The 23,404-nt window shown below is 47.9% G+C and carries 22 protein-coding genes; 12 read left to right on the forward strand and 10 right to left on the reverse strand.

What is annotated here, in order from left to right; all coding sequences use genetic code 11:
• The first annotated feature begins 256 nt into the window (after window positions 1-256).
• Complete coding sequence (gene map / locus Pcarn_RS10370; RefSeq protein WP_261833796.1) at window positions 257-1,132, forward strand: type I methionyl aminopeptidase; 876 nt, start codon at window positions 257-259, stop codon at window positions 1,130-1,132.
• Window positions 1,133-1,179: 47 nt separating this feature from the next.
• On the opposite strand, the gene Pcarn_RS10375 is transcribed toward map, so the two are convergent.
• Entirely contained in the window at window positions 1,180-4,299 is a 3,120-nt protein-coding gene (locus tag Pcarn_RS10375) for an HD domain-containing phosphohydrolase (protein ID WP_261833797.1), read from the reverse strand.
• Window positions 4,300-4,415: 116 nt separating this feature from the next.
• Between Pcarn_RS10375 and glnD the strand changes: the two genes are divergently transcribed.
• Window positions 4,416-7,040 carry a bifunctional uridylyltransferase/uridylyl-removing protein GlnD gene (glnD, locus tag Pcarn_RS10380; protein ID WP_261835671.1) on the forward strand — a complete coding sequence of 875 codons (2,625 nt, stop codon included), beginning with the start codon at window positions 4,416-4,418 and terminating at the stop codon, window positions 7,038-7,040.
• A 95-nt stretch (window positions 7,041-7,135) separates the two neighbouring features.
• The gene (locus Pcarn_RS10385; RefSeq protein WP_261833798.1) at window positions 7,136-7,519 is read left to right on the forward strand and encodes a DUF3461 family protein; all 384 of its coding nucleotides are present in this window, start codon (window positions 7,136-7,138) and stop codon (window positions 7,517-7,519) included.
• Window positions 7,520-7,563: 44 nt separating this feature from the next.
• On the opposite strand, the gene truC is transcribed toward Pcarn_RS10385, so the two are convergent.
• Complete coding sequence (gene truC / locus Pcarn_RS10390) at window positions 7,564-8,292, reverse strand: tRNA pseudouridine(65) synthase TruC (protein ID WP_261833799.1); 729 nt, start codon at window positions 8,290-8,292, stop codon at window positions 7,564-7,566.
• On the reverse strand, window positions 8,286-8,606 hold the full coding sequence (locus Pcarn_RS10395; protein ID WP_261833800.1) for a YqcC family protein: 321 nt from the start codon (window positions 8,604-8,606) through the stop codon (window positions 8,286-8,288). Before Pcarn_RS10395 ends, truC begins: the two co-directional genes overlap by 7 nt.
• 79 nt (window positions 8,607-8,685) lie before the next feature.
• Between Pcarn_RS10395 and Pcarn_RS10400 the strand changes: the two genes are divergently transcribed.
• Complete coding sequence (locus tag Pcarn_RS10400) at window positions 8,686-9,729, forward strand: DUF3549 family protein (protein ID WP_261833801.1); 1,044 nt, start codon at window positions 8,686-8,688, stop codon at window positions 9,727-9,729.
• Entirely contained in the window at window positions 9,730-10,026 is a 297-nt protein-coding gene (locus Pcarn_RS10405) for a DUF3301 domain-containing protein (protein WP_261833802.1), read from the forward strand.
• Here Pcarn_RS10405 and Pcarn_RS10410 read toward each other — a convergent pair.
• On the reverse strand, window positions 10,014-10,451 hold the full coding sequence (locus Pcarn_RS10410; protein ID WP_261833803.1) for a GNAT family N-acetyltransferase: 438 nt from the start codon (window positions 10,449-10,451) through the stop codon (window positions 10,014-10,016). The genes Pcarn_RS10405 and Pcarn_RS10410 overlap by 13 nt on opposite strands.
• An 80-nt stretch (window positions 10,452-10,531) precedes the next feature.
• Between Pcarn_RS10410 and Pcarn_RS10415 the strand changes: the two genes are divergently transcribed.
• Both Pcarn_RS10415 and Pcarn_RS10420 read left to right on the forward strand, forming a co-directional pair.
• Window positions 10,532-10,813, forward strand: a complete 282-nt coding sequence (locus tag Pcarn_RS10415; RefSeq protein ID WP_261833804.1) for a hypothetical protein — start codon at window positions 10,532-10,534, stop codon at window positions 10,811-10,813.
• A complete protein-coding gene (locus Pcarn_RS10420) occupies window positions 10,810-11,259 on the forward strand; it encodes a YaiI/YqxD family protein (RefSeq protein WP_261833805.1) in 450 nt (149 codons plus the stop codon). The genes Pcarn_RS10415 and Pcarn_RS10420 overlap by 4 nt, the downstream gene beginning before the upstream one ends.
• A gap of 49 nt (window positions 11,260-11,308) precedes the next feature.
• Here Pcarn_RS10420 and Pcarn_RS10425 read toward each other — a convergent pair whose 3' ends face one another.
• Complete coding sequence (locus Pcarn_RS10425) at window positions 11,309-12,925, reverse strand: NAD(P)/FAD-dependent oxidoreductase (RefSeq protein ID WP_261833806.1); 1,617 nt, start codon at window positions 12,923-12,925, stop codon at window positions 11,309-11,311.
• A 255-nt stretch (window positions 12,926-13,180) separates the two neighbouring features.
• Between Pcarn_RS10425 and fdxA the strand changes: the two genes are divergently transcribed.
• Window positions 13,181-13,504 (forward strand): ferredoxin FdxA, encoded by a 324-nt coding sequence (fdxA, locus tag Pcarn_RS10430; RefSeq protein WP_261833807.1) that lies wholly within the window; start codon window positions 13,181-13,183, stop codon window positions 13,502-13,504.
• Here the strand turns inward: fdxA and Pcarn_RS10435 are convergent, their stop codons facing one another.
• From Pcarn_RS10435 to syd, 3 genes are read right to left on the reverse strand one after another with little or no spacing between them, the layout of a single operon-like run.
• Window positions 13,505-14,239 carry an RNA methyltransferase gene (locus tag Pcarn_RS10435; protein ID WP_261833808.1) on the reverse strand — a complete coding sequence of 245 codons (735 nt, stop codon included), beginning with the start codon at window positions 14,237-14,239 and terminating at the stop codon, window positions 13,505-13,507.
• Between the two features lie 16 nt (window positions 14,240-14,255).
• Window positions 14,256-15,032, reverse strand: a complete 777-nt coding sequence (locus tag Pcarn_RS10440) for a Zn-ribbon-containing protein (RefSeq protein WP_261833809.1) — start codon at window positions 15,030-15,032, stop codon at window positions 14,256-14,258.
• Window positions 15,033-15,034: 2 nt separating this feature from the next.
• A complete protein-coding gene (gene syd, locus Pcarn_RS10445) occupies window positions 15,035-15,580 on the reverse strand; it encodes a SecY-interacting protein (RefSeq protein WP_261833810.1) in 546 nt (181 codons plus the stop codon).
• A gap of 112 nt (window positions 15,581-15,692) precedes the next feature.
• Here syd and queF point away from each other — a divergent pair, with 112 nt between their 5' ends.
• From queF to xni, 4 genes are all read left to right on the forward strand, one after another.
• Entirely contained in the window at window positions 15,693-16,535 is an 843-nt protein-coding gene (gene queF, locus Pcarn_RS10450; protein WP_261833811.1) for an NADPH-dependent 7-cyano-7-deazaguanine reductase QueF, read from the forward strand.
• Window positions 16,535-18,808 (forward strand): tetratricopeptide repeat protein, encoded by a 2,274-nt coding sequence (locus Pcarn_RS10455; protein ID WP_261833812.1) that lies wholly within the window; start codon window positions 16,535-16,537, stop codon window positions 18,806-18,808. The genes queF and Pcarn_RS10455 overlap by 1 nt, the downstream gene beginning before the upstream one ends.
• A 164-nt stretch (window positions 18,809-18,972) precedes the next feature.
• Entirely contained in the window at window positions 18,973-20,331 is a 1,359-nt protein-coding gene (gene ppnN, locus Pcarn_RS10460; RefSeq protein WP_261833813.1) for a nucleotide 5'-monophosphate nucleosidase PpnN, read from the forward strand.
• A gap of 63 nt (window positions 20,332-20,394) precedes the next feature.
• The gene (xni, locus tag Pcarn_RS10465) at window positions 20,395-21,165 is read left to right on the forward strand and encodes a flap endonuclease Xni (RefSeq protein WP_261833814.1); all 771 of its coding nucleotides are present in this window, start codon (window positions 20,395-20,397) and stop codon (window positions 21,163-21,165) included.
• Window positions 21,166-21,369: 204 nt separating this feature from the next.
• Here the strand turns inward: xni and rlmM are convergent, their stop codons facing one another.
• Together rlmM and Pcarn_RS10475 are read right to left on the reverse strand one after the other, a co-directional pair.
• Window positions 21,370-22,455 carry a 23S rRNA (cytidine(2498)-2'-O)-methyltransferase RlmM gene (rlmM, locus tag Pcarn_RS10470; RefSeq protein WP_261833815.1) on the reverse strand — a complete coding sequence of 362 codons (1,086 nt, stop codon included), beginning with the start codon at window positions 22,453-22,455 and terminating at the stop codon, window positions 21,370-21,372.
• A 24-nt stretch (window positions 22,456-22,479) separates the two neighbouring features.
• Window positions 22,480-23,391 carry a transcriptional regulator GcvA gene (locus Pcarn_RS10475; protein WP_261833816.1) on the reverse strand — a complete coding sequence of 304 codons (912 nt, stop codon included), beginning with the start codon at window positions 23,389-23,391 and terminating at the stop codon, window positions 22,480-22,482.
• Between the last annotated feature and the right edge of the window lie 13 nt (window positions 23,392-23,404).

The raw sequence follows: 23,404 nt of genomic DNA on the forward strand, positions 1-23,404 counted from the left end.
AGTTCTTGGGCACCCCGAAACATGTGACGAAATGTGTGTGAATTAAAAATAAAGTTATGTGAAACGGATTTCTGCTTCGCCCTAGCTTTAGCTGGAAGAAAACAGATTCCATCTCGGCGCGCTTTATACCATAAAAACCGAGCAAATTACCAGTAAATTATTTCCCCTAGACTGGGTTTGAGTTTGATTTTCATTTGCGCCGTATAAAGAGATTGTTAGAATAGCCGCAACTTGAAGCGAATAAACTGAGTAGTGCATGTCGATTAAAATCAAAACCGAAGCTGAAATAGAGAAAATGCGCGCCGCTGGTAAGCTGGCTGCACAAGTTCTTGAGATGATTGAACCCCATGTGAAAGAGGGTGTAACCACTGAAGAGCTAAACCGCATCTGTCACGAGTTTACCCTTGAGAACGGGGCCTACTCCGCACCTCTTGATTATCACGGTTTCCCAAAATCGATCTGTACCTCTATTAACCATATCGTTTGCCACGGCATTCCAGCAGAAACTGATGCTAAAGGTAGCAACGGTCAAGATAAGCCAGCGGTTCTAAAAAACGGAGACATCGTAAATATCGACATCACGGTAATCATCCCAGATGACGAAAATGCCGACCTAAGCGTTCGTCCGAAAGGCTACCATGGTGACACCTCTAAGATGTTCCTAATCGGCGATGTTGCTCCAGCAGACAAGCGCCTGTGCATGGTAGCTCAAGAAGCTCTGTATCTTGGCATGAAGCAAGTAAAACCTGGTGCTACCGTTGGTGATATCGGTACCGCTATCGAGAAGTACATCAAAGAGAACAACAAGAAGAACCCACGCAACAAGTTCTCTATCGTAAAAGACTTCTGTGGTCACGGCATCGGCAATGAGTTCCATGAAGAACCTCAGGTTGTTCACTACAAAAACTTCGACCGCCGCGTTCTGAAGGAAGGTATGTGCTTTACTATCGAACCAATGATCAACGCAGGTAAATTCGGTTGCTCTATCGACGGTGAAGACAACTGGACTGTTTACACCGGCGATGGCAAGAATTCTGCACAGTGGGAGCATACTATCGTTGTTACCAAAGACGGTTGTGAAGTGCTTACTCTGCGTAGTGACGACACTATTCCTCGCTTGATGGTTAACTAGTCATCAATACCAAACAGAATCAAGGCCAGCTTATGCTGGCCTTTTTGTTAGATACGATATTCTTCAATGTCAATCTCGTCTAATTGCTCTGGTCCTAGATATTGCTCTGCATACGCCATATAGAGCTTACTCTCTAAAAAGAGTTGATACACCTCTTTGTCCAAATGCTCGTCCAGCACCATAAAGCGCATAATACGCAGTGATTCACTCAGACTCTTGGCCTTCTTATAAGGTCTATCTGCAGCGGTGAGCGCCTCAAATACATCAGCAAGTGCCATGATACGCTCTGGGATACTCAGCTCATCACCCTTCAGTTGTCTAGGATAACCTGTGCCTTTCATGGTTTCATGGTGGGTAGACGCATAGCGAGGAACTTTAGCTAACTCTGCAGGGAAAGGCATACGCTCAAGCATCTTAATGGTGCCGACGATATGTTCGTTGATCTTAAATCTGTCTTCCGCTGTCAAGGTGCCCTTCTGGATACTAAGGTTATAAACCTCACCTCGATTGGCAAGATTCTCGGGCACCGGCATCTTTATCTCAAACTTAGGGTCAAACTCTATCTTGGTCGGATGAGGAACTATATGTTCTGCTTTGTCCGCCAACAACTGCTCTAGCGCTGGGGTAGTCGAGGTTACACCGGTGTCTTTTAAATGACGCTCCTCTTCGGGTGATAACCCTAGAGTGTTGTCCAGATACCGTGTCCAGGTACGTTGGGCGATAGCTTGAATACGGTCTATCGCCTCTTGATCCATAAACTCGCCACCCACGTTGGCGCTAGCTACTTCAGCAAACTCCTGTTTCAGTTGATCTATATTTGCTTGAAGCTCACTGTCCAGTTCTGGGGCTAGCTGAGGGGATTTCTGTTGATAGAAGGCGATGATCTGATCGCGAATCAACACCTCAAAGCGAGTACGAATCTCATGAATGCGGTTGTAATTCGCTTCAAGCTTGGAGCCCTTATCTACTATATGTTCAGGTGTGGTGATCTTGCCACAGTCATGAAGCCAAGCCGCAATCCTAAACTCACGGCGCTGTTTATCGTTCTCAAAGGCAAAATCAGCAAACGGACCTGATTGGCTCTGCTCCGCCTCTTTGACCAACATCAAGGCGAGCTCAGGCACTCGATTACAGTGTCCTGCCGTGTATGGTGACTTGTCATCGATAGCCTGAGCGATCATCTTGATAAAGGATTCAATAAACTCCTCTTGAGTACGCTCGTGCTCCTCAAGAGCGTCTGAGGTCTCTTTGATTGAACGCGATAAAGAGTCAATCTCCACTATCCTAGAGTCTACCAAAGCAACCTCTTTGTATCGGCGCTCTCGCACATGAGAGGTTTGCTCTATCAAAAACCTAATCGGATTAACTATAGGCCCGGCAAAAAATCCCGATAAGGGTATAAGTAGCAGGAGTATTGCAGCTGAAGCGCTGATAGACGTGAGAACACTATTTTGCGTTTGCTCTAGTAAAAGTGCGCTGGGTACGGTAATCGCGAAGTACTCCCTGCCACTCTCAAACAGGTCAAGCTCAGTCACAAAAACAATATGACTCTCACCATCTAAGGTTTGTTCAACCAACTGATCTCTTAGCTTCTCGTCTTTGGTCGCCTTGAGCAAAAACTCATGTGGCACTATCCCTGAATTACTCTCTTGTTCCAGCCACTTTTTAGATAGAAAAGCTCGCTCCTCTTTCGACACATCACTTAGGGCAAGATCCAACAAGGCCAACAGTGCCGGATTAGATTTATCAATCACAAGGTGAAACGAATCGAAGTCTTCAAATCCTTTAGGTAACGCAATAGATTGCAATTGAGTTTTCTTTAAGAATCTCTGTTTCATTACCCGACTAAGAATGACCTCAAGGTCAATTACTGCGTCTAGCTCTTGTTTTTCCAAGGCGAATAAAGCTTCATGCAGCTCATCAAACTCCTGAAATTGAATCTCTGGGAAGGCGCGCATCAAGGGCTCGATGATTGACCAGCCGGACAACACCCCTAGCCTTTTCCCTTTCAACTGCTCAAGCTCAGTGTAATCATCCCCCAGTTGGGCTAGTGCAAAATCAAATCGAGCGAGTGGACGACTCAGGTTGCCCAGTTCACGGTTACTCTGATTATTCGATACAGGATGGAGCACATCCAACTGACCTGCACGAAAGTTTTCTACCAGCTGTTTCCAGGTAAATCCATTGATAAAGCTGACATCCAAACCCGTTTTTAAAGACAAAATCTTAATAAGGTCAACCATGTAACCTGACGGTTGCCCTCTGAGTGAAAAATCTAAAGGAGGCCAATTAGCCTCATTAGAGACCTTAATGGTGCCCATTGACTTGACCAAATGCTCCAACTCAGGTGACAACTGCATTGGCTCGACCTCAGGAAGGTTTTTCAACTGTTCAAGGCGAGAGCCCGCCCCGAGGTTTCCTGTTTCGCCATAGATAAAAAACTCTACGCCATCATGGTTAAGTGCATCACCAATCTCATTGGCAATATCCAAAGCGATAGAGCCGAGTACGACATCAATACCAACAACGGCATCTGAACCATCTATTGCTTTTGAATAAGTTTGACCACTCACAGGAACAACCTGGAACAAATAAGGCTGAGTCTTGAACAGCTCACGATCATCCGCGCCAACAAACCAAGGCCTTTGATTGGCTTGATAGCGGGAAAATTCACTGCGAGTCGCCGTGGTCTCTAAGTCACTGGTTAAAAATGTTAGCTCTCTCGTTTTATTCTCTGGCATAACCCTTGCAACAACCCACCTATCTTGTTCGGAAGCCCCCAATCTGGCACGCAGGTCTCGCATGGCTTCTAGGTTTATCACCTGAAAAAAATCACCATCTGCCTGCCCCACATAAATACTGTAAAAGTGCGGTGAGGCCTCTAACAAAGTAATGAATACATCGCGAGTAAAGGCTCCCTGTTCAAACTCAGTTAGAGGCATGCCTATCTGAGATAACAGCTCGGTAGAATTTGAGAAATAATCGTCCAGTCTATTTACATCGTGCGCAATAGTTTGAGCCGTAGCGCGATACTCGAACAAGGTATGCTTTAACACCTGTTCCTTGCTGAAATGATATTGCAGAGCAATAGCAACCCCTGCAGTAAGTGCAGTAGTAATAATAAACAGACTGATAACGGTGAAACGTATGGTAAATCTTCTTTTCATAACATCCATATAGTGAATAGAAACCTTTAATAGATTAGAACAACTCTTGCCTAACGCCCTGAAATCATGAACTATTCGTAAAGAATGTGAGAAAAAGGATTTTAAGCGTGTCCCATATCGAACCACTTTCCCCTCTGAAGCTGAGCGATGAGCAGATCAACCTCACCGAGCTCAAGCAGAAGTTGCAGGATTTTAGTGAACAACAGAAAGAGCAGTTTCTTCAAAGGCGATCTGTCATTGACCTAGTCACAGAGCGCAGCCAATTTATGGACTCTCTGCTCAAGCGACTATGGAAGTTCTATCGATTTGATTCCGTTGAAGGGGTCAGCCTAGTCGCGGTTGGCGGTTATGGCCGAGAGGAGCTTCACCCCCTATCTGATATAGACATCATGATCCTCTCTAAACGCCCGTTAAAAGAGGAGTGGATTCCTAAGGTAAGCGAGTTCGTCACTCTAATGTGGGATCTGAGACTCGAGGTTGGACACAGCGTGCGCAGCCTTCAAGAATGCTATAACGTGGCCAAGGATGACCTAACGGTAGCCACCAACCTGCAAGAATCTCGTCTTATTTGCGGCAGTCAGGATTGCTATCAGCAGCTCAATCAAATGATCCAGAAAGAGGACTTCTGGCCAAGCGAGGTCTTCTATAAAGCCAAGCTTGAGGAGCAAAGAGAGCGCCACGCTCGCTACCATGATACCGGCTATAACCTAGAGCCAGATATTAAATCCAGTCCTGGTGGCCTGCGTGATATCCATACCCTGAGTTGGGTAGCGCGTCGTCACTTCGGAGCCACCTCATTGATGGAGATGAGCCAGCACGGATTTCTTACCGACGCTGAGTATCGTGAGCTGCAAGAATGTCAGAATTTCCTGTGGCAGATCCGCTTTGCTCTGCATATTGAGCTAAGACGCTACGACAATCGCCTTCAATTCGCCCATCAAGCTAAGGTCGCAGAAAACCTCGGCTTTACTGGTGAGCGAAACCAGCCGGTGGAGCGCATGATGAAGGAGTTCTATCGAACCCTGCGTCGTATTGTTGAGCTCAACAAAATGCTGCTTAAGCTGTTCGACCAAGCAATCTTAAACCGCGGTAAGGTGGTTCCGGCAGAGCCTATCGATGATGACTTTCAGCGTCGTGGACACCTGATAGAGGCAAGAAAGCCTGCTTTATTTCAGGCGCGTCCAGAGACCATCTTGGATATGTTCATCCACATCACCAATGACTCCAGCATCACCGGCGTATCGCCACCAACCCTACGTCAGCTAAGAACTGCGCGCCGTCGCCTGAATAAGTTCCTGATTGAACTGCCCGCCGCGCGTGAAAAATTTATGGAGCTGGTGCGTCACCCCAATGCGCTCACCAAGGCCTTTAGCTTAATGCATCAACACGGTGTATTGGCCGCCTATCTTCCGCAGTGGAGCCAGATCGTCGGCCAGATGCAATTTGACCTCTTCCATGTGTACACCGTGGATGAGCACAGTATGCGTCTGCTCAAGCATATACATAGCTTTAGCTTCGCCAAGAACCGTGAGAAGCACCCTATCTGCTGTGAGGTACTGCCTAGACTGCAAAAGCCAGAGCTTTTAATCATTGCTGCCATCTTCCATGATATCGGTAAAGGACGTGGGGGCGATCACTCTGAGATAGGCGAGGGAGAGGCGTACGAGTTCTGTATTCAACATGGACTGCCTAAGGCCGAAGCCAACCTAGTTGCTTGGCTGGTGCGTAACCACCTTCTGATGTCTGTAACTGCCCAAAAGCGCGATATTCAAGACCCAGAGGTCATCACCGAATTTGCCAAAAAGGTGAAAACAGAGGAGTACCTAGAGTTCTTGGTTTGTCTTACGGTAGCTGATATCTGTGCAACCAACCCTGAGCTGTGGAACAGTTGGAAGCGCTCACTTTTGACCGATCTCTTCTACTCTACCCAGCGTGCACTGCGTCGCGGTCTAGAGCACCCTGTAGATGCTAGGGAACGTATCCGACACAACCAGCATCAGGCTTCAGCGGTATTACGTGCCCAGGGCTTTACCCAGCGACAAGTCGACCTGCTATGGCAACGCTTTAAGGCAGACTATTTTTTGCGTCACACCCACCAGCAACTGGCATGGCATGCGCAAGGGATCTTGGAGCAGCACAGTGAAGGTGAGCCTCTGATCCTAATAAGCCCTAAACCAACTCGCGGTGGTACTGAGGTGTTTGTCTATACCAAGGACCAACCCGCTCTGTTTGCAACCGTGGTAGCTGAGCTGGATAGACGCAACTTCAATATCCATGACGCGCAGGTAATGGTGAGCAAAGACGACTATATCTTGGACACCTTTATCATCAGTGATCAGAACAACCAGCCTATCGAGACACGCCGTCACGAGCAGGTGATCAAGCACCTTCAACATGTGATAAAAGACGGCAGACTCACTAAGATCAAGGTGCGTCGTACGCCAAGAAACTTAGTGCACTTTAAGGTTCGAACTCGCGCTGAGTTTATTGAGACCAAGAACAACAAGAGCACCATGATGGAGCTTGTGGCGCTGGATACCCCAGGACTTCTCGCCAGCGTGGGTGCGACCTTTGCAGAACTGGGTATACACCTGCATGCAGCCAAGATCACCACCATCGGTGAGCGTGCGGAGGACTTGTTTATTATCACCTCGCCAGACTACAAACCACTGGACGAAGAGCTCAAGCAGACCCTAGGTTCAAAGCTAAAAGAGAACCTGTCTAAGTTGGCGCCGAATTAAATTGTGAATAAACGCAGGGTTGATGGGTTTAGCGCTACCTAAGCCACTGATTCCCTGCTAACTTTATCCAAGGAACGCTAACTTTAGAGGTGCCTATGTATCCACACCTAACAGGCCTTGGTATTAACGAGCCTGGACAGATTGAGCGCTATTCTCTTCGTCAAGAAGCGCACAAAGATGTACTTAAGATTTATTTTAAAAAACAAAAAGGCGAGCTATTCGCTAAAAGCGTTAAGTTTAAATACCCAAGGCAGGTGAAGAATGTCTTGGTTTCAGGGGGCAATGCCCAATACCGTCAGGTTACCGAGATCAACCGTAACCTCACCCTAGTTATCGATGAGCTAAACACTATTACTAAGCCAGTTAAGGTTCAGGAATTGGATGTGAAGCAGAAGATACTGACCGACCTTCGTCACCTGGAAAAGGTGGTTTCGAGCAAGATCGCCGAGATCGAAGCGGATCTAGAAAAACTGAAATAAAAACAAGCCCGAGCCCGCTACATTGAGCGGGCTTTTTAATTCTTCTATTCCGTAAATGCGTCCTGCCATTCGAAACGCTCAATCAGGTTTTTCCAAGTATCATCAAAGCGCGCTTCAAGCACCATCTGCATTCCAGTAAACGGATGCTCAAACTCTAATCGTGATGCATGTAGCATCAAGCGCTCACAGCCAAACTCCTCACGATACAGCCTATTATGCTTACCATCACCGTGAGTAGTATCCCCAACAATCGGATGTCTTAGGTGCTTCATATGACGGCGAAGCTGATGCTTGCGACCCGTTAGTGGAGACAACTCCATCAAGCAATAGCGTGAAGTAGGAAACTTGCCGGTAGAATAAGGCACTTCGACCTTAGCCAAAGGCTTATAATCGGTAACCGCTGACTGCGCCTCTTTATCTTCACTGGCAAACTTATCTGCAATCTTATCTAGCTCAACCTTAAGGGCATAATCGAGGCGATCCCCCTTATCTATCCAACCACGTACGATCGCATGATAGGTCTTAACAAACTTATGTCCGGCAAACATAGGCATCATCTTAGAGGCGTATTCGCTAGATAGAGCGAACACTAACACCCCAGAGGTGGGTCTATCTAAACGGTGCAAAGGGAATACGTGCTGGCCAATTTGGTCGCGCAGGGTCTGCATCACAAACTGAGTCTCATGCTTATCGAGCCATGAGCGATGAACCAGCATTCCCGCCGGTTTGTTCACTGCTACCAGATACTCGTCTTGGTAGATAATCTCTAGCATGCAAACACCTCATCAATTGCGCGAATTACATCCAAAATAGGCTCCATCTCCTCACTATTTCTCCAAGCCTCTTCAAAATAGGGGGCAATAGAAAAACCCGAAGGCAGTGGCTGCTTTTGTTCTATCAGGCCTTGCATCTTAGGAACAAAGATCCACTTCAACCACTGCTCTGGCGATAGCGTGTCCACTGCAAATGGCTGGGTACTCATCAAAGCGGTTTGTGAAGGAGGCTCAATATCCCACTTTTGGACACTTTGCAGTCGCTGTGTAAGCTGTTGAAACAATTTTTCTAGCTTAATGACCTGTTTGTTCACGCTATTTCTCTTTTACTCTTGAAATTGGACGCAAGATTACCATTTTATAGAGAGAACATGGCAAGGTATCAATGAAGCAATGGAACAAATTTCTACTCTTACGCAAATTCTGACCGACAGCGGTTGTGAATTCACCATTCACGATCTCGGTCGTCGCATCGAACAAATCGACAATCAAGACTTTGCCCGCATCGAACGTGGCCAGCAGGCCTATCCGTATCCAATCCAGCGTCAGGCTCAATTTGCCATCTCATACTGGAATGAACAGAAACAGCCTTGGATCTGGTTCTTAAAGTTTGACCTAGATGAGCGAGGCCTACTCAGCCCAACAGATATAGGTAACTTCATTAAGTTTGTGGTTGAGGCTATGGGCTCAAGGCTGCAAAAAGAACTAAGCGAAGAGGTTCAGCAAGAACTGGCTAACAATCCATACACCTACAAGCCAAAAGAAGACAAGCTTGCCGTGTTTAATAGCCAGATAACGGCTCATCTTGGTCTAGCACCGAGCCAATATCTTGCTCATACCCTAGACTACTTCTCTGGAAATCTAGGTTGGGGCAACTGGCAAACCGTTGGTTTACAAGGCATCACAGACCTGAGTGCTCGCTTGAGTGAAGGCAATAACGAGCAACTAGTGAAGAAGAGCTTGAACCAGCTCCCTGGCCAGCCGCTGTATGCCCTGCTTGGTGCTTTAGAACACCAAGATATCTCCGCCTCTCTCGCAGGTCGTATCTATGACCTAGCGCTGGATCAGCTAAATAGCTCGGAGTGTGATCTCTTCTTACTATCTGCTCTAGTGCGCGCATTGGCTGGAGACAACAGCGATAAACTGGACTCCCTAGTTACCGCCATCTTGTCCGAGGCTAAGTTCAGCCACCAAGAGGTGCTGATTGCCATCGCAGGTCGCTGCTGGACACCATTACAACAGCAAGCGATTGCCGAGCAGTTCTTGATTCGCCTGGCAGAGACTAACAATCAGAACCTGTTTAATCAGCTGTTCGCTGATCTGGTGATGCTGCCTAAGCTTCGCATCATCATTCTGCCTATGCTGCATCAAGCCCCATCGAAGGCGCTAGCGGAAGCACTTCTGACACTGCAAGCTCAGACCAAGGGCAAGCAATAGATGGGTGACCTATTTGCGATATTGGGGCTAATCATACTGCTGGCCCTTTTTTGGCAGCACAGACGACAGGCAGAGGTGGCTCGCACAGCGATTGGCCGTTACTGCAATAAGCTGGATCTGCAGGTGGTTAGCATCTCATCCGGCGCCCACAAAGTCAGAGATGCGAGCGGGCGCTGGTATTGGCATACAGAGTTTGCTTTTGAGTTTTCCGCACTAGGTGATGACTGCTACCAAGGCAAGCTCATCATGCAAGGAATGCGTATCATGCACTTTCAGACACAGCCTCACCGAATGTAGAGATAGAAAACGCCAAACTCATCCTCGCGCTGTTCTTTCCTTTTAAATCCAAGCTTTTCTAGAATGCGCATCGAAGCAAGATGTCCCTCATCCACGGTGGCAAAGAGCCTCCTATCGCTAAGGTGATCATAGACAAACATCCGGCAAGCCTGCTCGGCGAACCCTTTTCTCCAAAAGGCTTTATCTAGGATAAAGCCTAATTCCCATTGGTTATCATCTTCTATGGCAAAGATATGTCCTAGATAGACCTCATCTTGATAAATAGCCCGAGATAACAATGAATTCGAAGGTGTCAAAATCTTATCAAACAGATTAGAGGCACTCTCGATGGTGTGCGGGCCATTCATATTTTTTCGGTTTATGGGGCAAGTGTTGAGCGAGATAAATGCCTCTCTTTGCTCCTCGCTATGAGGACGAAGCTCCATTTCATTTCCTTTAGGTTTACTGTGTACTCAGGATAGCGTTTTGGTTAGGATTGGAAAAAAGTTTGTTTAGGAGTATCGATATGCTCACAAAAGAAGTCACCCAAGAGCTAAACCAGATTTTTACCTCTCTGGAAGCTGAAGGCAAAGAACCAAGCATGGCCTTGGTAAAAGCGCGCCTTTCTACCACAGTGCCTATGCCAGCACTTATTACCGCCATCAAGAACTGGAAGAGCAGTAAGCGCGTCCCGAAGATTGAGGTTGCTGCTGAGCAAACCATTTCTGCAGACGAGAGAATCGCTAAGCTTGAAGCCACTATCGAGAAACTGACCGCTCGCATTGAAGCATTGGAGAAACAACAATGAGGATCTGGGTCGATGCCGATGCCTGCCCTAAGGTGATTCGAGAAACCCTAGTGCGCGCCTCTGAGCGTACTAATATCGAGTGCATCTTTGTGGCCAACCACCCTATCCCGCTGCCCAAGCGTAACTGCATTCGCTTTATGCAGGTCAATCAAGGCTTCGATATTGCCGATGATGAGATAGCTAAGCGTGTTGAAAAAGGCGATCTAGTGATCACCTCAGACATCCCGCTAGCGGATGAGGTAATTACCAAAGGTGGTCAGGCGCTGAGTAGTCGTGGTGAGCTGTTTACCAAAGAGAACATCAAGGGGCGCCTAAACGTGCGTGACTTTATGGATACCATGCGCTCATCAGGGGTTCAGACTGGAGGCCCAGCGGCGCTTTCTCAAACGGAACGACGAGACTTTGCCTCTCACTTAGACAGAATTTTAGCCCGCGCGACCAAATAGCAAAAAAGGACTCTTATGAGTCCTTTTTAGTTCGATCCAGGTTATTTGATTAAGCGTTTTCAGCTTGCTCAACCATAGATAGCGCCAGTGCCTCTGCCACCTTGATACCATCGATACCCGCAGACAAGATACCACCCGCATAACCTGCACCTTCACCTGCTGGGAAGAAGCCTTTCAGGTTAACACTTTGGAAGTCTTTACCACGGCGAATGCTTACTGGAGATGAAGTACGAGTCTCAACACCGGTTAGCAGGCCATCTTCAGAGGCAAAGCCTTTGATCTTCTTATCAAACGCAGGGATAGCCTCACGGATTGCCTCGATAGCGAAATCCGGCAGGGCTTTAGAGATATCGGTTAGCTTGATACCTGGGGTAAATGATGGCTCAACATCGCCTAGTTCGCTTGGATCGCGACCTTTCAGGAAGTCACCAATCTTCTGCGCTGGAGCATCATAGTTCTCACCACCCAGCTTAAACGCACCTGACTCTAGCTCACGCTGCAGTCTGATACCCGCTAGCGGGTCACCCGGGTAATCTAGCTCAGGAGAGATACCCACCACGATTGCACTGTTAGCATTACGCTCAGCACGAGAGTATTGGCTCATGCCGTTAGTCACTACGCGTCCCTCTTCTGAGGTTGCCGCAACCACGGTACCACCCGGGCACATACAGAAGCTGTATACGGTACGGCCATTCTTACAATGGTGAACCAGCTTATAATCAGCAGCGCCTAGGATAGGGTTGCCCGCGTTCTTACCAAAGCGCGCTTCGTCGATCATTGATTGCTTGTGTTCGATACGGAAACCTACAGAGAAAGGCTTAGCTTCCATATGGACGCCACGGTCGTGCAGCATTTCAAAGGTATCGCGTGCACTGTGTCCCACTGCAAGCACTACGTGACGGCTCTCGATCTTCTCACCATTAGATAAAGTAAGGCCTGTAATTTGACCATCTTGCATGTGGATGTCATCCACACGTGTGCTAAAGCGGATCTCACCACCCAGTTCGATGATCTTAGCGCGCATCTTCTCAATCATGGTAACCAGCTTAAAGGTACCGATATGAGGTTTGCTCACATATAGGATCTCTTCAGGTGCACCGGCTGCTACAAACTCAGTGATCACCTTGCGGCCATAAAAGTTTGGATCTTTCACCTGGCTGTATAGCTTGCCATCAGAGAAGGTACCCGCACCGCCTTCACCAAACTGCACGTTTGATTCTGGGTTCAGAGTACGCTTGCGCCAGAAACCAAAGGTATCTTTGGTGCGCTCACGCACCTCTTTACCGCGCTCAACAATGATTGGTTTGAAGCCCATTTGAGCCAGAACCAAACCAGCGAAAAGACCACAAGGACCAAAACCGATCACCACTGGACGCTCTTTTAGGTTCTCTGGAGCCTTAGCCACGAACTTGTACTCCATATCTGGAGTCTGCTTCACATGTGGATCGTGAGAGAAGGTATCGAGAAGCTGGGCTTCGTTCTCTAGCTCGATATCTAGGGTGTAGATAAGCAGAATGTTGCTTTTCTTACGAGCATCATAGCCACGTCTAAACACAGTAAAAGAATGGATGTCTTCGGCATTAATGCCGAGCTTTTTCACTATGGCGGCTTCAAGCGCCTCTTCCTTATGGTCTAAAGGAAGTTTTATTTCGTTTAAACGTATCATCTAGATTCTCGTATATAGGTGTCTTAGCAAAGGTTAAGGAGTAACCCGCTCACAATGGGGCGGATTCTACGCCAAGATGCGAAATCTGTCATATAAAACATGGACAAGAGAAAGTAAGGCATTGGGCGTAAACTAAGGCAAGGGTGCTAAACTCATTACTTAAACCCTTTTTGTGAAAGCGTTTTTTTAATTGAGTTTTCGAGCTCTATCCGTAATATTCCCTTTCCAAAATCACACCACTGAGAGTTTATTACCATGGCCTTTGTCGTAACCGATAACTGTATTCGATGTAAATACACTGACTGTGTAGCAGTTTGCCCAGCGGACGCCTTCTATGAAGGGCCAAACTTTATGGTGATAAGCCCTATCGATTGCATCGACTGTGGCCTATGTGTACCTGAGTGTGATGCCCAGGCTATCTTCCAAGAAGAAGAACTGCCAGAAGGCCAAGAGGTGTATATCGAGCTGAATGCTGAGCTGGCAGAGGTGTGGCCAAACATCACTGAAGTAAAGCCTGCTCTGCCAGAAGCTGAAGAATGGAACGGTGTGGAGAATAAACTCCAGTATTTGGAAAAATAATTAAGGGTTTTGACGCTTAATATTATCCAAGATGATCCCTGTGGCCATGGCCACATTTAAGGACTCTGCACCACCAAAGGCTGGGATGGTGATCTTGTCGGTCACAAACTTAGCTGCTTCCTCACGAACTCCATGAGATTCACTGCCCATAAGTAAGATACCCTCAGCGGAAAAGGTCTTGCTGTGGGTGCTCTCTCCCTCTAAGAAAGCGCCGTATACAGGTAGGTTAGATTGCTCAAGATAACTTGGCAGATCTAACTGAGTCACTGTCACTCGCCCAAAGCTGCCCATGGTGGCGCTGATGGTCTTTGGATTGTAAGGATCGGCACAATCGGTGCTTGCCACAATATGCTTGATGCCATACCAATCCGCGACTCGGATAATGGTGCCCAAGTTACCTGGATCAGATACGCCATCTAGAGCGATCATCAAGCCCTCAGCCTTGGGTGTCTTACTCAACGGGATCTCAACTACAGCGATAGCCGCGTTGTTACTCACCAAGGTGCTCGCCTTAGTAAGCTCATCCAGCGACGCTTCAATACAATCAAAGGCCTTAAGTTTGCCAGTGTTTTCTAACAGAAACTCCTCAGTAGCAAACACGTTCTTTACCACTAGACCACTTTCCACGAGCTCTAATACATTCTTCTCACCCTGAACAAGGAAAAGTCCATGGGCCTTACGCTGTTTCTTTTGACCCAAAGCACGAAGAAGTTTTAGTTGGTTTTTCGATATCATGAATTTTTCCAGTGGATTACTTAAGGTGATCCCAAGAGATGTTTGAGACTAGGCGACAATCATCGCATTTGAAATGAATGATGTCATGTAGTGGCTCTTCTAACGCCCAATCTCCACCGCATTTAGGACACTTGCGAGCTTGTTCAGATGCCAGGTTTTCACCGCCGACACGATACAGATAATAATAGGTAGGGATCTTGGTGATGTACTCCATACGACCGCGAAGATCCCAACCTCTTCTGAAGATATCACTCTCGATAGAGGTCAGCTCGCGCACCGTAGCGTGCTCAGCCTTGCAACCACCCGCCATCTGAATCTCATCACAGGCCTGCCATTCACTTTGCCATTTGATCACTGACTTGTGATCACCATTAAGTGTTGGCGGATTACGATACAGAGGAATAGGCATAAAGGTATCACCACTACGAAGTGGCGAGCAAGTATGTACATAGGTGGTATATAAAATCTGCCAACTCGGAACTTCATCCTCAGCGGTTTGCTCCGAATTGATGTCTTGACCAATCAGTTTCACCTTAGGAGACAACACGCCCGCCTCACTCAATCGCTCTAAGCAGAAGTTTACAAAGTCTGAATGATTTCGAGGGTGCAGGCTCTCTTGCTCTGGACAGACGCAACGCACCGTAAAGGTGGCTTCGTTCTTGGCAAGAGGAAACTCTCTGCCATACACCTGACCATTGAAACGCAGGGCGTCCATCAGACCATTTACCGCTTTCTCTACCTTAGTGATAGTAGTGTTTTCAAAGCACTCGAATGCCAGCTCGCAAACAAACATGCTTAAACCTCAACATCAAGTTCAGCTAAGAACTGCTCTAGGCTCTCGCTCAGCACTTCACGCTTGTCGGTACCAAGATGCTCCAGTACTACCTCACCAGTGATGTTGCACACAGAGATAACATCAAGGTCAGAGTCGATAGCAGCAATAAATACGGTTGGTTTTAGCTTCAAGCGACGCTGGGTCACTAGATGACCAAGGATATTCTCTTGCAGGCGAATGAAATCGTCGTCACTCCAAACCTGAAGCAGGGTAAGAGGCTTGCCCTTCCAGCTCATAGAGAGGTCGGCACTGTATTGAGCGCCATAGAACTCTTTAATATCTGAGTGCAGTCTCAGCTCAATACCACGCTCAACATCTGAAAAATCGGCTAACTCCTCACGGGTTATCGCCTTCCAAAACACCTCTCCATCTTTAGATTCAGTGATACAAGGCGAAGGAACACCCACCAGCTCAGCACTGCTAGGCAGGGTCCCGTACTCTTTTTCAAAGGTCGCTTGGTATTGTGAACTGATGCGTGTTAAAGCTGAAACAATAGCTGTAGTCATAAAGATTCCCGAACATATCGCAGTAAAAGACGATAGAAATTGGCTGAAACTTGAAGTTACTTATGAATTTTAAGTAAAATTCTCGACATTCTACTGCAAAATGCACTTTAAGATGAGCAAATATTCAGACGCTAAAGAACTGGCCGGTCTAACCCTAGGTCAAAAAACCGAGTACGCATCCCAGTACGACCCTTCACTGCTGCAGCCTGTACCGCGAAGCCTAAACCGAGATGACCTAGAGCTTGGAGATGAACTGCCATTCGTTGGCGAAGATATCTGGACCCTGTATGAGTTGTCGTGGCTCAACAGCAATGGCTTGCCACAAGTGGCGGTCGGTACAGTTTCCATTCCGGCAGACAGTCCAAACCTTGTAGAGTCTAAATCTTTCAAGCTCTATCTAAACAGCTACAATCAGACTCGTTTTGCTAACTGGACAGAAGTACAAGCTCAGCTGGCTAAAGACCTTTCTGCGTGTGCAGGTGGAAATGTCAGCGTTGAGGTGCAAAAGGTACAAGAGTTTAACCAGCAACCTATCGTTGATATGCAGGGCGAATGCATCGATGAACAAGACATAGTTATCAGCGACTATGAGTTCAAGGCCGACTACTTAGAGGGCGCTACCTCAGAAGAGGAGGTGTCTGAGACACTGCACAGCCACCTGCTTAAATCTAACTGCCTGATCACCAATCAGCCTGATTGGGGCAGTGTTGAGATCAACTACACAGGTAAAAAGATCGACCGTGAGGCACTGCTTCGCTATCTGGTCTCTTTCCGTGAGCACAACGAATTTCACGAACAGTGTGTTGAGCGAATCTTTACCGACATCACACGCTACTGCAAACCAAGTTCCTTGTCTGTATACGCGCGCTATACTCGTCGTGGTGGCCTAGATATCAACCCAATTCGCAGTTCTTCTCCGATCAATGTAAACAAACAGAGGCTAGCTCGACAGTAATGCACTCGATTGTCCAACGGCTCCTTCTTCTCATCCTTTTGCTAGCCACGCCTGCGGTGGCTAGCGAATCTAATCTCGCTAAAGAGCTGGTGGACGCGCGAAAGCTAGCGCACGTTGCGCCGCTGCAAGCGAAAAAGATAGCCCGATCCTATCTCTCTACCCTGACGCCGCAAAAGGAGGAGCGAGACTTCTCCACCAATGTGGCGAAGGGTAAGCTTACTCCTATTGTTAGAGCGGCTAATCAGGTACATGCCTATCAAACCTTAGCCATTGCCGACTTTGTACTGGGGAACTACCGTTCTTCTCTCTCAAGCATAGACCGCAGCATCGTTATCTCTCTCAACAACCGACTTCAGGCTAGAGAAGCGGAATCCCGTATCATGAAGATACGCTTGATGTGGCTGATGACCCAAGATGTCCGAAAGGTGGAAGGGCCTATCAATGACATCACTAAGGCTCTGAAGACCTATAACATCGAAGAGCTACAGAAAGAGCGACTCAAATTCCGCCTGAACATGATTCAGGCACACATCCATTCTGACTTAGGACAGAGTGAAGCTGCGGAAAAAGCCTTCGCCGCCGCCCAAGAAAATGTCGACAAACTCAAAACGCCTAACGAAAGCATAGAGCTCAGCCTGCAAATGGGTGAGCACCATCTTAAGAGTGAGCGCCTTAACCTTGCACTGCGTGAGCTTATCGAGAGCTATTGGTTCGCTATCGAGCAAGACAACGCCGAGTATATCGCCCGAGCTAATCACCTGTTAGCCGACCTGTATATCGCAAGACAGATGTATGACAAGGCGCAAGAGCACCTGTCTCAGGCCGCCAGCTTCTACGGGCAATATGAGCAATCTCCGGTCTTCTCTAAGGTTTTGCGCAAGCTTGCCGATGTGTACTTCACTCAAGGTCGCTATAACCTAGCACTAGTACATTACTTCAATGTGCTAGACCAAGAACTGGCTGAGAAAGACCTTGAAGAGATCATCGACCTACGCCTAAAGCTCTCTGAGACCTATCTCAACCTGTTCAATTACACCCTAGCCGAGCGCTATCTAAACCGCGCCACTGAGCTTCTGGACTATTCAGATATCGAATCGCAAAAAGTGCGCGCGACCTTGATGCGTGCAAGATTGGACTATCTGCAAAAGGATACCAAGGGAGCAGAAAAGCTAGGGATTGAGGCTCTGGCACAGGCGAAAAAGATTGAAGATACCGATATTCAGCTGCAGACCTTAGATCTTCTGCATCGAGTCACCAAAGCGCTCAAGAAGAATCAGGCCTCTTTGGGTTACCTTGAAGAATATAACCAGATCACCGGCGAAAACCTTAAGAAGAAGAATGAGCTTATTAGTCGTGCCTTCTTGAATCAGGTCGCCTCGGTGGAGCAGTCCCTTCACTATCAAGATCAGGTAAATGAACTTACCGACCTTAGTGCCGAGTTTGAGACCTATAAAAATCTTTCCTTTGGTCTAAGTATCAGCACAGCAATTTTACTTCTGATGCTTCTCATCTACATGAAGCGAGTACGCAATCGAACCTTGGCCATCAATGAGCTAAACCAAGAGCTCTATACCCACCCAAGATCAGGCCTGCGTAATATGCGATTGCTTATCCGTAACCTGCCGGATTCATTAGAAAAAACTGGGCGTAACTACGAGCAGTGGCGCTTTGGTCAGCTTATCGATGAGCCACTTAACGACAGGCTTAAGTTTGCGCTGGTTGATGTACCTATGATCGAAGAGATCTATCTAAAATATGGCTATAAAGAAGGTCGTATTGCAGAGCGCACCTTTGGTCGCAATATACAATCCAAGCTGCCTGAGGGTGCTCGCGTATATCACCTTACCGACAGTCGCTTCCTCTACATCGAACCGAACCCAGATAAACGCCTGCAACCCGAAGTGTTGTTTGAGCGCTTCCAAGAGTGGGTGGATGAGTTTAAACATGACTATGACGTAGATGGCAGATTCGTTGCTAGCTTCGCCGATTACCCATTCCTGCCTCGTGCCTATACCGCCATCAACGATGAAGACCTTATCGATTTGCTGTTGCTGTCGGTAGAGATTGCCCATCAGGTGGCAAGCCAAGAAGAGTCCAGCCAATGGGTGGCATTTACCGCGATTCCTATGGCGCCAGCGGCCAGTTTCGCCTCGGATGATATCCGTCGCTCTACCCTACTCGCCATCAAGAAAGGACTCATCAAGGTGCATAGTAGCGCCTCCGAAGAGCACCTAACCTCTACCCTAGATGCGCTACCAAGCGAAGAGGATTAGACTTAAGTAATTGATATATGGCTCTTTGCTTTTAGCTTGTCACCCTCTATTGTTAAGTGTGAGCTGAGCGAAAATCTCTTTCGTATCAGCTCTATCATAACCCGTGACAACAAATTGAGACGCATCAGCCGATGGGCCCCGTCTCAAACAACAAAGGAGCCGTTATGATTACTACGATTAATCCTGCAGGAAGCATGGACCTCCTATCTCAGCTTGAGGTAGAGCGCTTAAAAAAAACTGCATCTAGTGACATCTATAATCTATATCGCAACTGTACCCTAGCGGTGCTCAACTCTGGTAGCCACACTGACGACAGTAAGGCACTGCTAGAGCAATACCAATCTTTTGACGTCAATGTACTGAGGCGCGAGCGAGGCATAAAGCTCGAGCTTCTCAACGCCCCTGAACACGCCTTTGTAGATGGCACTATCATCAAGGGAATCCAAGAACACCTGTTTGCTGTTCTGCGAGACATAGTGTTTGTACACATGTTCCTCGCCCAAAGCGACAGGCTCAACCTAACCAACTCCACTCATATCACTAACTTGGTCTTTGGCATTCTAAGAAACGCTAAGGTGCTTGTTCCCGGGGTCGACCCTAATCTAGTGGTGTGCTGGGGCGGCCACTCCATCAACCCAATCGAGTATCAATACACTCGCGAGGTAGGCCATGAACTGGGTCTGCGTGAACTAAACGTATGTACCGGTTGTGGCCCAGGTGCTATGGAAGGTCCAATGAAGGGGGCAGCTATCGGCCATGCAAAACAGCGCCACTCACACTGCCGTTATATTGGTCTGACTGAGCCTTCAATTATCGCCGCTGAGCCGCCAAACCCTATTGTAAACGAGCTCATCATAATGCCGGATATCGAGAAGCGTCTTGAGGCGTTTGTGCGTATCGCCCACGGTATCGTTATCTTCCCTGGCGGTCCCGGAACTGCAGAAGAGCTTCTGTATCTGCTGGGGATCATGATGCATCCTAAGAATCAGGATCAACCGTTGCCGATAGTGCTCACTGGCCCGAAAGAGAGTGAAGACTACTTCGTCTCCATCGATAACTTTATTCGCGCTACCCTAGGTGAAGAAGCCACCAAGTATTATCAGATAGTGATTGCCGATCCTGCGAGTGCAGCCAAGGCAATTAAGGAGGCGATGCCAGATGTACGTGAGCATCGCAAAAAGAATGAAGATGCCTACAGCTACAACTGGTCGTTGCATATAGAGCCTGAGTTCCAACTGCCGTTCGAGCCATCTCATGAAAACATGCGTAATCTAGACCTGCACCTAGACCAGAAACCTGAGATCTTAGCCGCCAACCTGCGCCGCGCCTTCTCAGGCATTGTCGCTGGTAATGTAAAAGCAGAAGGGATTCTAGAGATAGAAAAACACGGCCCTTATGTGATAAACGGTGATGAGGAACTGATGATCAAGATGGACAAACTGCTGAGTGACTTTGTGAAACAGCAGCGTATGAAACTGCCGGGCTCTGAGTATATTCCGTGCTACAGAGTTGAGACCTCGTAGCCTAGCAACCAAAACATAAAGCAGTATACTATGGGGCTTCGGCCCCATTTTTATTCGAGTTTTATGTCTATACACCTGGTTATCATCGACGCACTCAATCTGATCCGTCGCATCCACTCCGCCCAACCTGATCCGGAAGATATCCAGAGAACCATAGAAACCTCCACCCGTACCCTGAATCGTATCTTAAATGAGACCGAGCCCTCGCACGTGATTGCGGTGTTCGATCATATGCAAAAGACCCGTGGCTGGCGCGAAGAGCGATTCCCACAGTACAAGCAAGACCGTAAGCCTATGCCTGAACCTCTAGCGAAAGGACTCGACAGCATACAGCAAGCATGGTGGGAGCTTGGGATCGACTCCTTGCTCTCTGAAGGTGATGAAGCGGACGACCTAGTGGCCACCCTTGCGGTAAAGGTTGCAAATCAAAACCACCAAGTAACCATCATCTCAACCGATAAGGGCTATTGTCAGCTTCTGTCCCCAACCCTAAGAATCCGCGATTACTTCCAACACCGCTGGTTGGATGCTGCCTTTATTGAAAAGGAGTTTGGGGTAAAGGTCTCACAGCTCGCCGACTATTGGGGTTTAACCGGTATTAGTGGCACTGGTCTTGCTGGGGTACCGGGAGTTGGACCAAAAGCCGCCAAGGATATCTTGGCTGAGCACAAAGACCTGGAGCAGGCATTTGCCAGTGAGACCCTTGCAGAGAAGTATCGTAAGAAGCTTGCCGGACATGAAGAGCAAGCGCTGATGTGCCGAGACTTGGCTGGACTAAAAACAGACTTGGCGCTTGGGTTTAATCTGCAGGATATTCGTTGGCAGAAGCCTTAGGGTGGCGAGCCCAATAAGTACTTAAATAAAATCGTCATTCCCGTGTGCTTTTCAGCGGGAATCTTCTGACCGCAGAAACAAAGATCCCGGCTAAGAGACTGCCGGGATGACTCAGTTCGACAAGTGACTCTGAGCTTAAACTACTCATGTCATACCGGAGCGCCAAGCGCATCCGGTATCTTTTCAACTCACAATCTTAAGCAATTACCACCCAAGGTTCGCATGTGAGCGAACGTGCACCGTGATCTCTTCACGGTCATGGTAAAGGTGCTTCGCCTGCATGGTGTATTTCACCCCATTATCACGCAGGAAGATCTTAAGATTTTCAATATCATCAACCACCTCATCGTAGCGCCCTTTCATAGGAAGCTTGAGGTTAAAGATCGCCTCTTTACACCAACCTTGAATCAACCACTCACCCATTAGTTGGGCTACACGTGATGGCTTCTCGATCATGTCGCACACCAACCAAGTTACATTCTTACGTGGTGGCTCAAACTTAAAGCCGTCCACTTGATGGTGTTTCACCTGACCGGTATCCATCAAGCTTTGCGCCATCATGCCGTTATCGATAGCGTGTACAAACATAGAACGCTTCACTAGCTGATAGGTCCAACCGCCGGGACACGCCCCAAGATCCACCGCCCACATACCTGATGACAAACGTGTATCCCACTCATGCTTTGGAATAAACACATGGAACGCCTCTTCAAGCTTCAGGGTTGAACGACTTGGCGCATCTGCTGGGAACTTAAGGCGCGGAATGCCCATAAAAAACTGAGAGTTGTTACCCGGTAGGGAGTAACCGATAAAGCAGTGACCTGGTGCCACAAAGCACACGTGCATTACAGGCTTCTTACTATGCTCTTTCTTAAGAAGCAGCCCCTTACCACGCATCGCTTGGCGCAGAGGCACAGTGAACTTGCGGCAGAACTTAAGTAGCTCTTTCGCTTCGTTGGTGTCAGGGGTCTCCACACGAATGTCGCCACACACTGGCATATCTACCTCAGACAGAGCCTCAAACATTGGTGAGATGCGGTCTTCGCTTGGCAGGTCCTGCAATTCCGCTGCCACAGCAAACATCTGGCGGGCAAAGATCAGGGTCTGAAAGTCGATCTCTTTAACCAGACGCTCAGCATCACCCTCTGTATAGCACTCAAATAGCACGTAGCCACTGTTGCTCTTGGTCTTAGGATAACCAAATACCTCTAGGCGAGTCGCTTTTTCTTGGATTTCTGCTGCGCAGTCTTTCTCAAAGCCAGCACGGCAGTACAAAATAACCTGTTTCAAGTCTTACCTCGTTATATCTTACAGTTACTCTTGAGAGACCGCTGGTGCGCCTTCTTTGGCAGCAATACTCAGCATCCAGTCTCTAAAGGTAGCAATTCTTCCCATTTCTGCTTGTTTGGCGTCACACACCACATAGAAGGCGTTCTTACTCACGAGCACCTCCTCAAATGGGCTAATAAGGCGTCCTGCCTCTATCTCTGGCTGAGCCAGTACATTGTTGCCTAATGCGATACCTTGGCCGTGTGCTGCGGCCTGAAGCACCATGGTCGAGTGACTAAATATCGGACCATGATTCACGTTTACCCCTTCTACATCATGCTGGCGCACGAACTGCTTCCAATCCTTACGCGAAGTATCATGTAACAAAGTGTGTCTAGAAAGGTCTTGCAGAGACTCTAGTGGTTTAGAGCCGATAAGCAGGCCTGGAGAGCAAAGCGGTATCAAGTACTCCTGGTAGAGCTTGTCCGCACGCACGCCCGGCCAGTTACCTCGACCATAATAGATAGCCACATCCACATCATCAGTAAGAGAGCCGTCATCCATATCCACCGCTTTGATTCGCACATCGATATCCGGTTCTTGGGCATTAAAATCCGCCAGTCGCGGCACTAGCCACTGGATAGCAAAGCTGGGTTGCAAACTGATGGTCAAAGAGCCTTTCTCACTGCGCTCTAGCACCTTATCGGTCGCCTCAGACAGTGAGGTAAAGATATCCTTGATGTCCAAGAAATAGCTCTGTCCTTCCTCTGTGAGTAGCAAAGAGCGGTTGCGTCTTCTGAACAGTTTTAGACCAAGAAATTCTTCAAGTGCCTTCACCTGATGGCTCACAGCAGCTTGGGTAACAAACAGCTCTTCAGCGGCTCGAGTGAAGCTTAAATGCCTCGCTGCAGCCTCAAAAACCTTCAATGAATTTAGTGGGGGTAATCGTCTCGACATCTGCCGTTATCTA

Source organism: Vibrio ishigakensis (assembly GCF_024347675.1).
In the GTDB taxonomy this organism is placed as follows: Bacteria; Pseudomonadota; Gammaproteobacteria; order Enterobacterales; family Vibrionaceae; genus Vibrio; species Vibrio ishigakensis.

Bases quoted from the DNA above. Each gene is read 5' to 3' on its own strand.
- map (WP_261833796.1), top strand. From the start codon at position 257: ATGTCGATTAAAATCAAAACCGAAGCTGAAATAGAGAAAATGCGCGCC.
- Pcarn_RS10375 (WP_261833797.1), bottom strand. From the start codon at position 4,299: ATGAAAAGAAGATTTACCATACGTTTCACCGTTATCAGTCTGTTTATT.
- Pcarn_RS10385 (WP_261833798.1), top strand. From the start codon at position 7,136: ATGTATCCACACCTAACAGGCCTTGGTATTAACGAGCCTGGACAGATT.
- truC (WP_261833799.1), bottom strand. From the start codon at position 8,292: ATGCTAGAGATTATCTACCAAGACGAGTATCTGGTAGCAGTGAACAAA.
- Pcarn_RS10400 (WP_261833801.1), top strand. From the start codon at position 8,686: ATGGAACAAATTTCTACTCTTACGCAAATTCTGACCGACAGCGGTTGT.
- Pcarn_RS10405 (WP_261833802.1), top strand. From the start codon at position 9,730: ATGGGTGACCTATTTGCGATATTGGGGCTAATCATACTGCTGGCCCTT.
- Pcarn_RS10410 (WP_261833803.1), bottom strand. From the start codon at position 10,451: ATGGAGCTTCGTCCTCATAGCGAGGAGCAAAGAGAGGCATTTATCTCG.
- Pcarn_RS10415 (WP_261833804.1), top strand. From the start codon at position 10,532: ATGCTCACAAAAGAAGTCACCCAAGAGCTAAACCAGATTTTTACCTCT.
- Pcarn_RS10420 (WP_261833805.1), top strand. From the start codon at position 10,810: ATGAGGATCTGGGTCGATGCCGATGCCTGCCCTAAGGTGATTCGAGAA.
- Pcarn_RS10425 (WP_261833806.1), bottom strand. From the start codon at position 12,925: ATGATACGTTTAAACGAAATAAAACTTCCTTTAGACCATAAGGAAGAG.
- fdxA (WP_261833807.1), top strand. From the start codon at position 13,181: ATGGCCTTTGTCGTAACCGATAACTGTATTCGATGTAAATACACTGAC.
- Pcarn_RS10435 (WP_261833808.1), bottom strand. From the start codon at position 14,239: ATGATATCGAAAAACCAACTAAAACTTCTTCGTGCTTTGGGTCAAAAG.
- Pcarn_RS10440 (WP_261833809.1), bottom strand. From the start codon at position 15,032: ATGTTTGTTTGCGAGCTGGCATTCGAGTGCTTTGAAAACACTACTATC.
- syd (WP_261833810.1), bottom strand. From the start codon at position 15,580: ATGACTACAGCTATTGTTTCAGCTTTAACACGCATCAGTTCACAATAC.
- queF (WP_261833811.1), top strand. From the start codon at position 15,693: ATGAGCAAATATTCAGACGCTAAAGAACTGGCCGGTCTAACCCTAGGT.
- Pcarn_RS10455 (WP_261833812.1), top strand. From the start codon at position 16,535: ATGCACTCGATTGTCCAACGGCTCCTTCTTCTCATCCTTTTGCTAGCC.
- ppnN (WP_261833813.1), top strand. From the start codon at position 18,973: ATGATTACTACGATTAATCCTGCAGGAAGCATGGACCTCCTATCTCAG.
- xni (WP_261833814.1), top strand. From the start codon at position 20,395: ATGTCTATACACCTGGTTATCATCGACGCACTCAATCTGATCCGTCGC.
- Pcarn_RS10475 (WP_261833816.1), bottom strand. From the start codon at position 23,391: ATGTCGAGACGATTACCCCCACTAAATTCATTGAAGGTTTTTGAGGCT.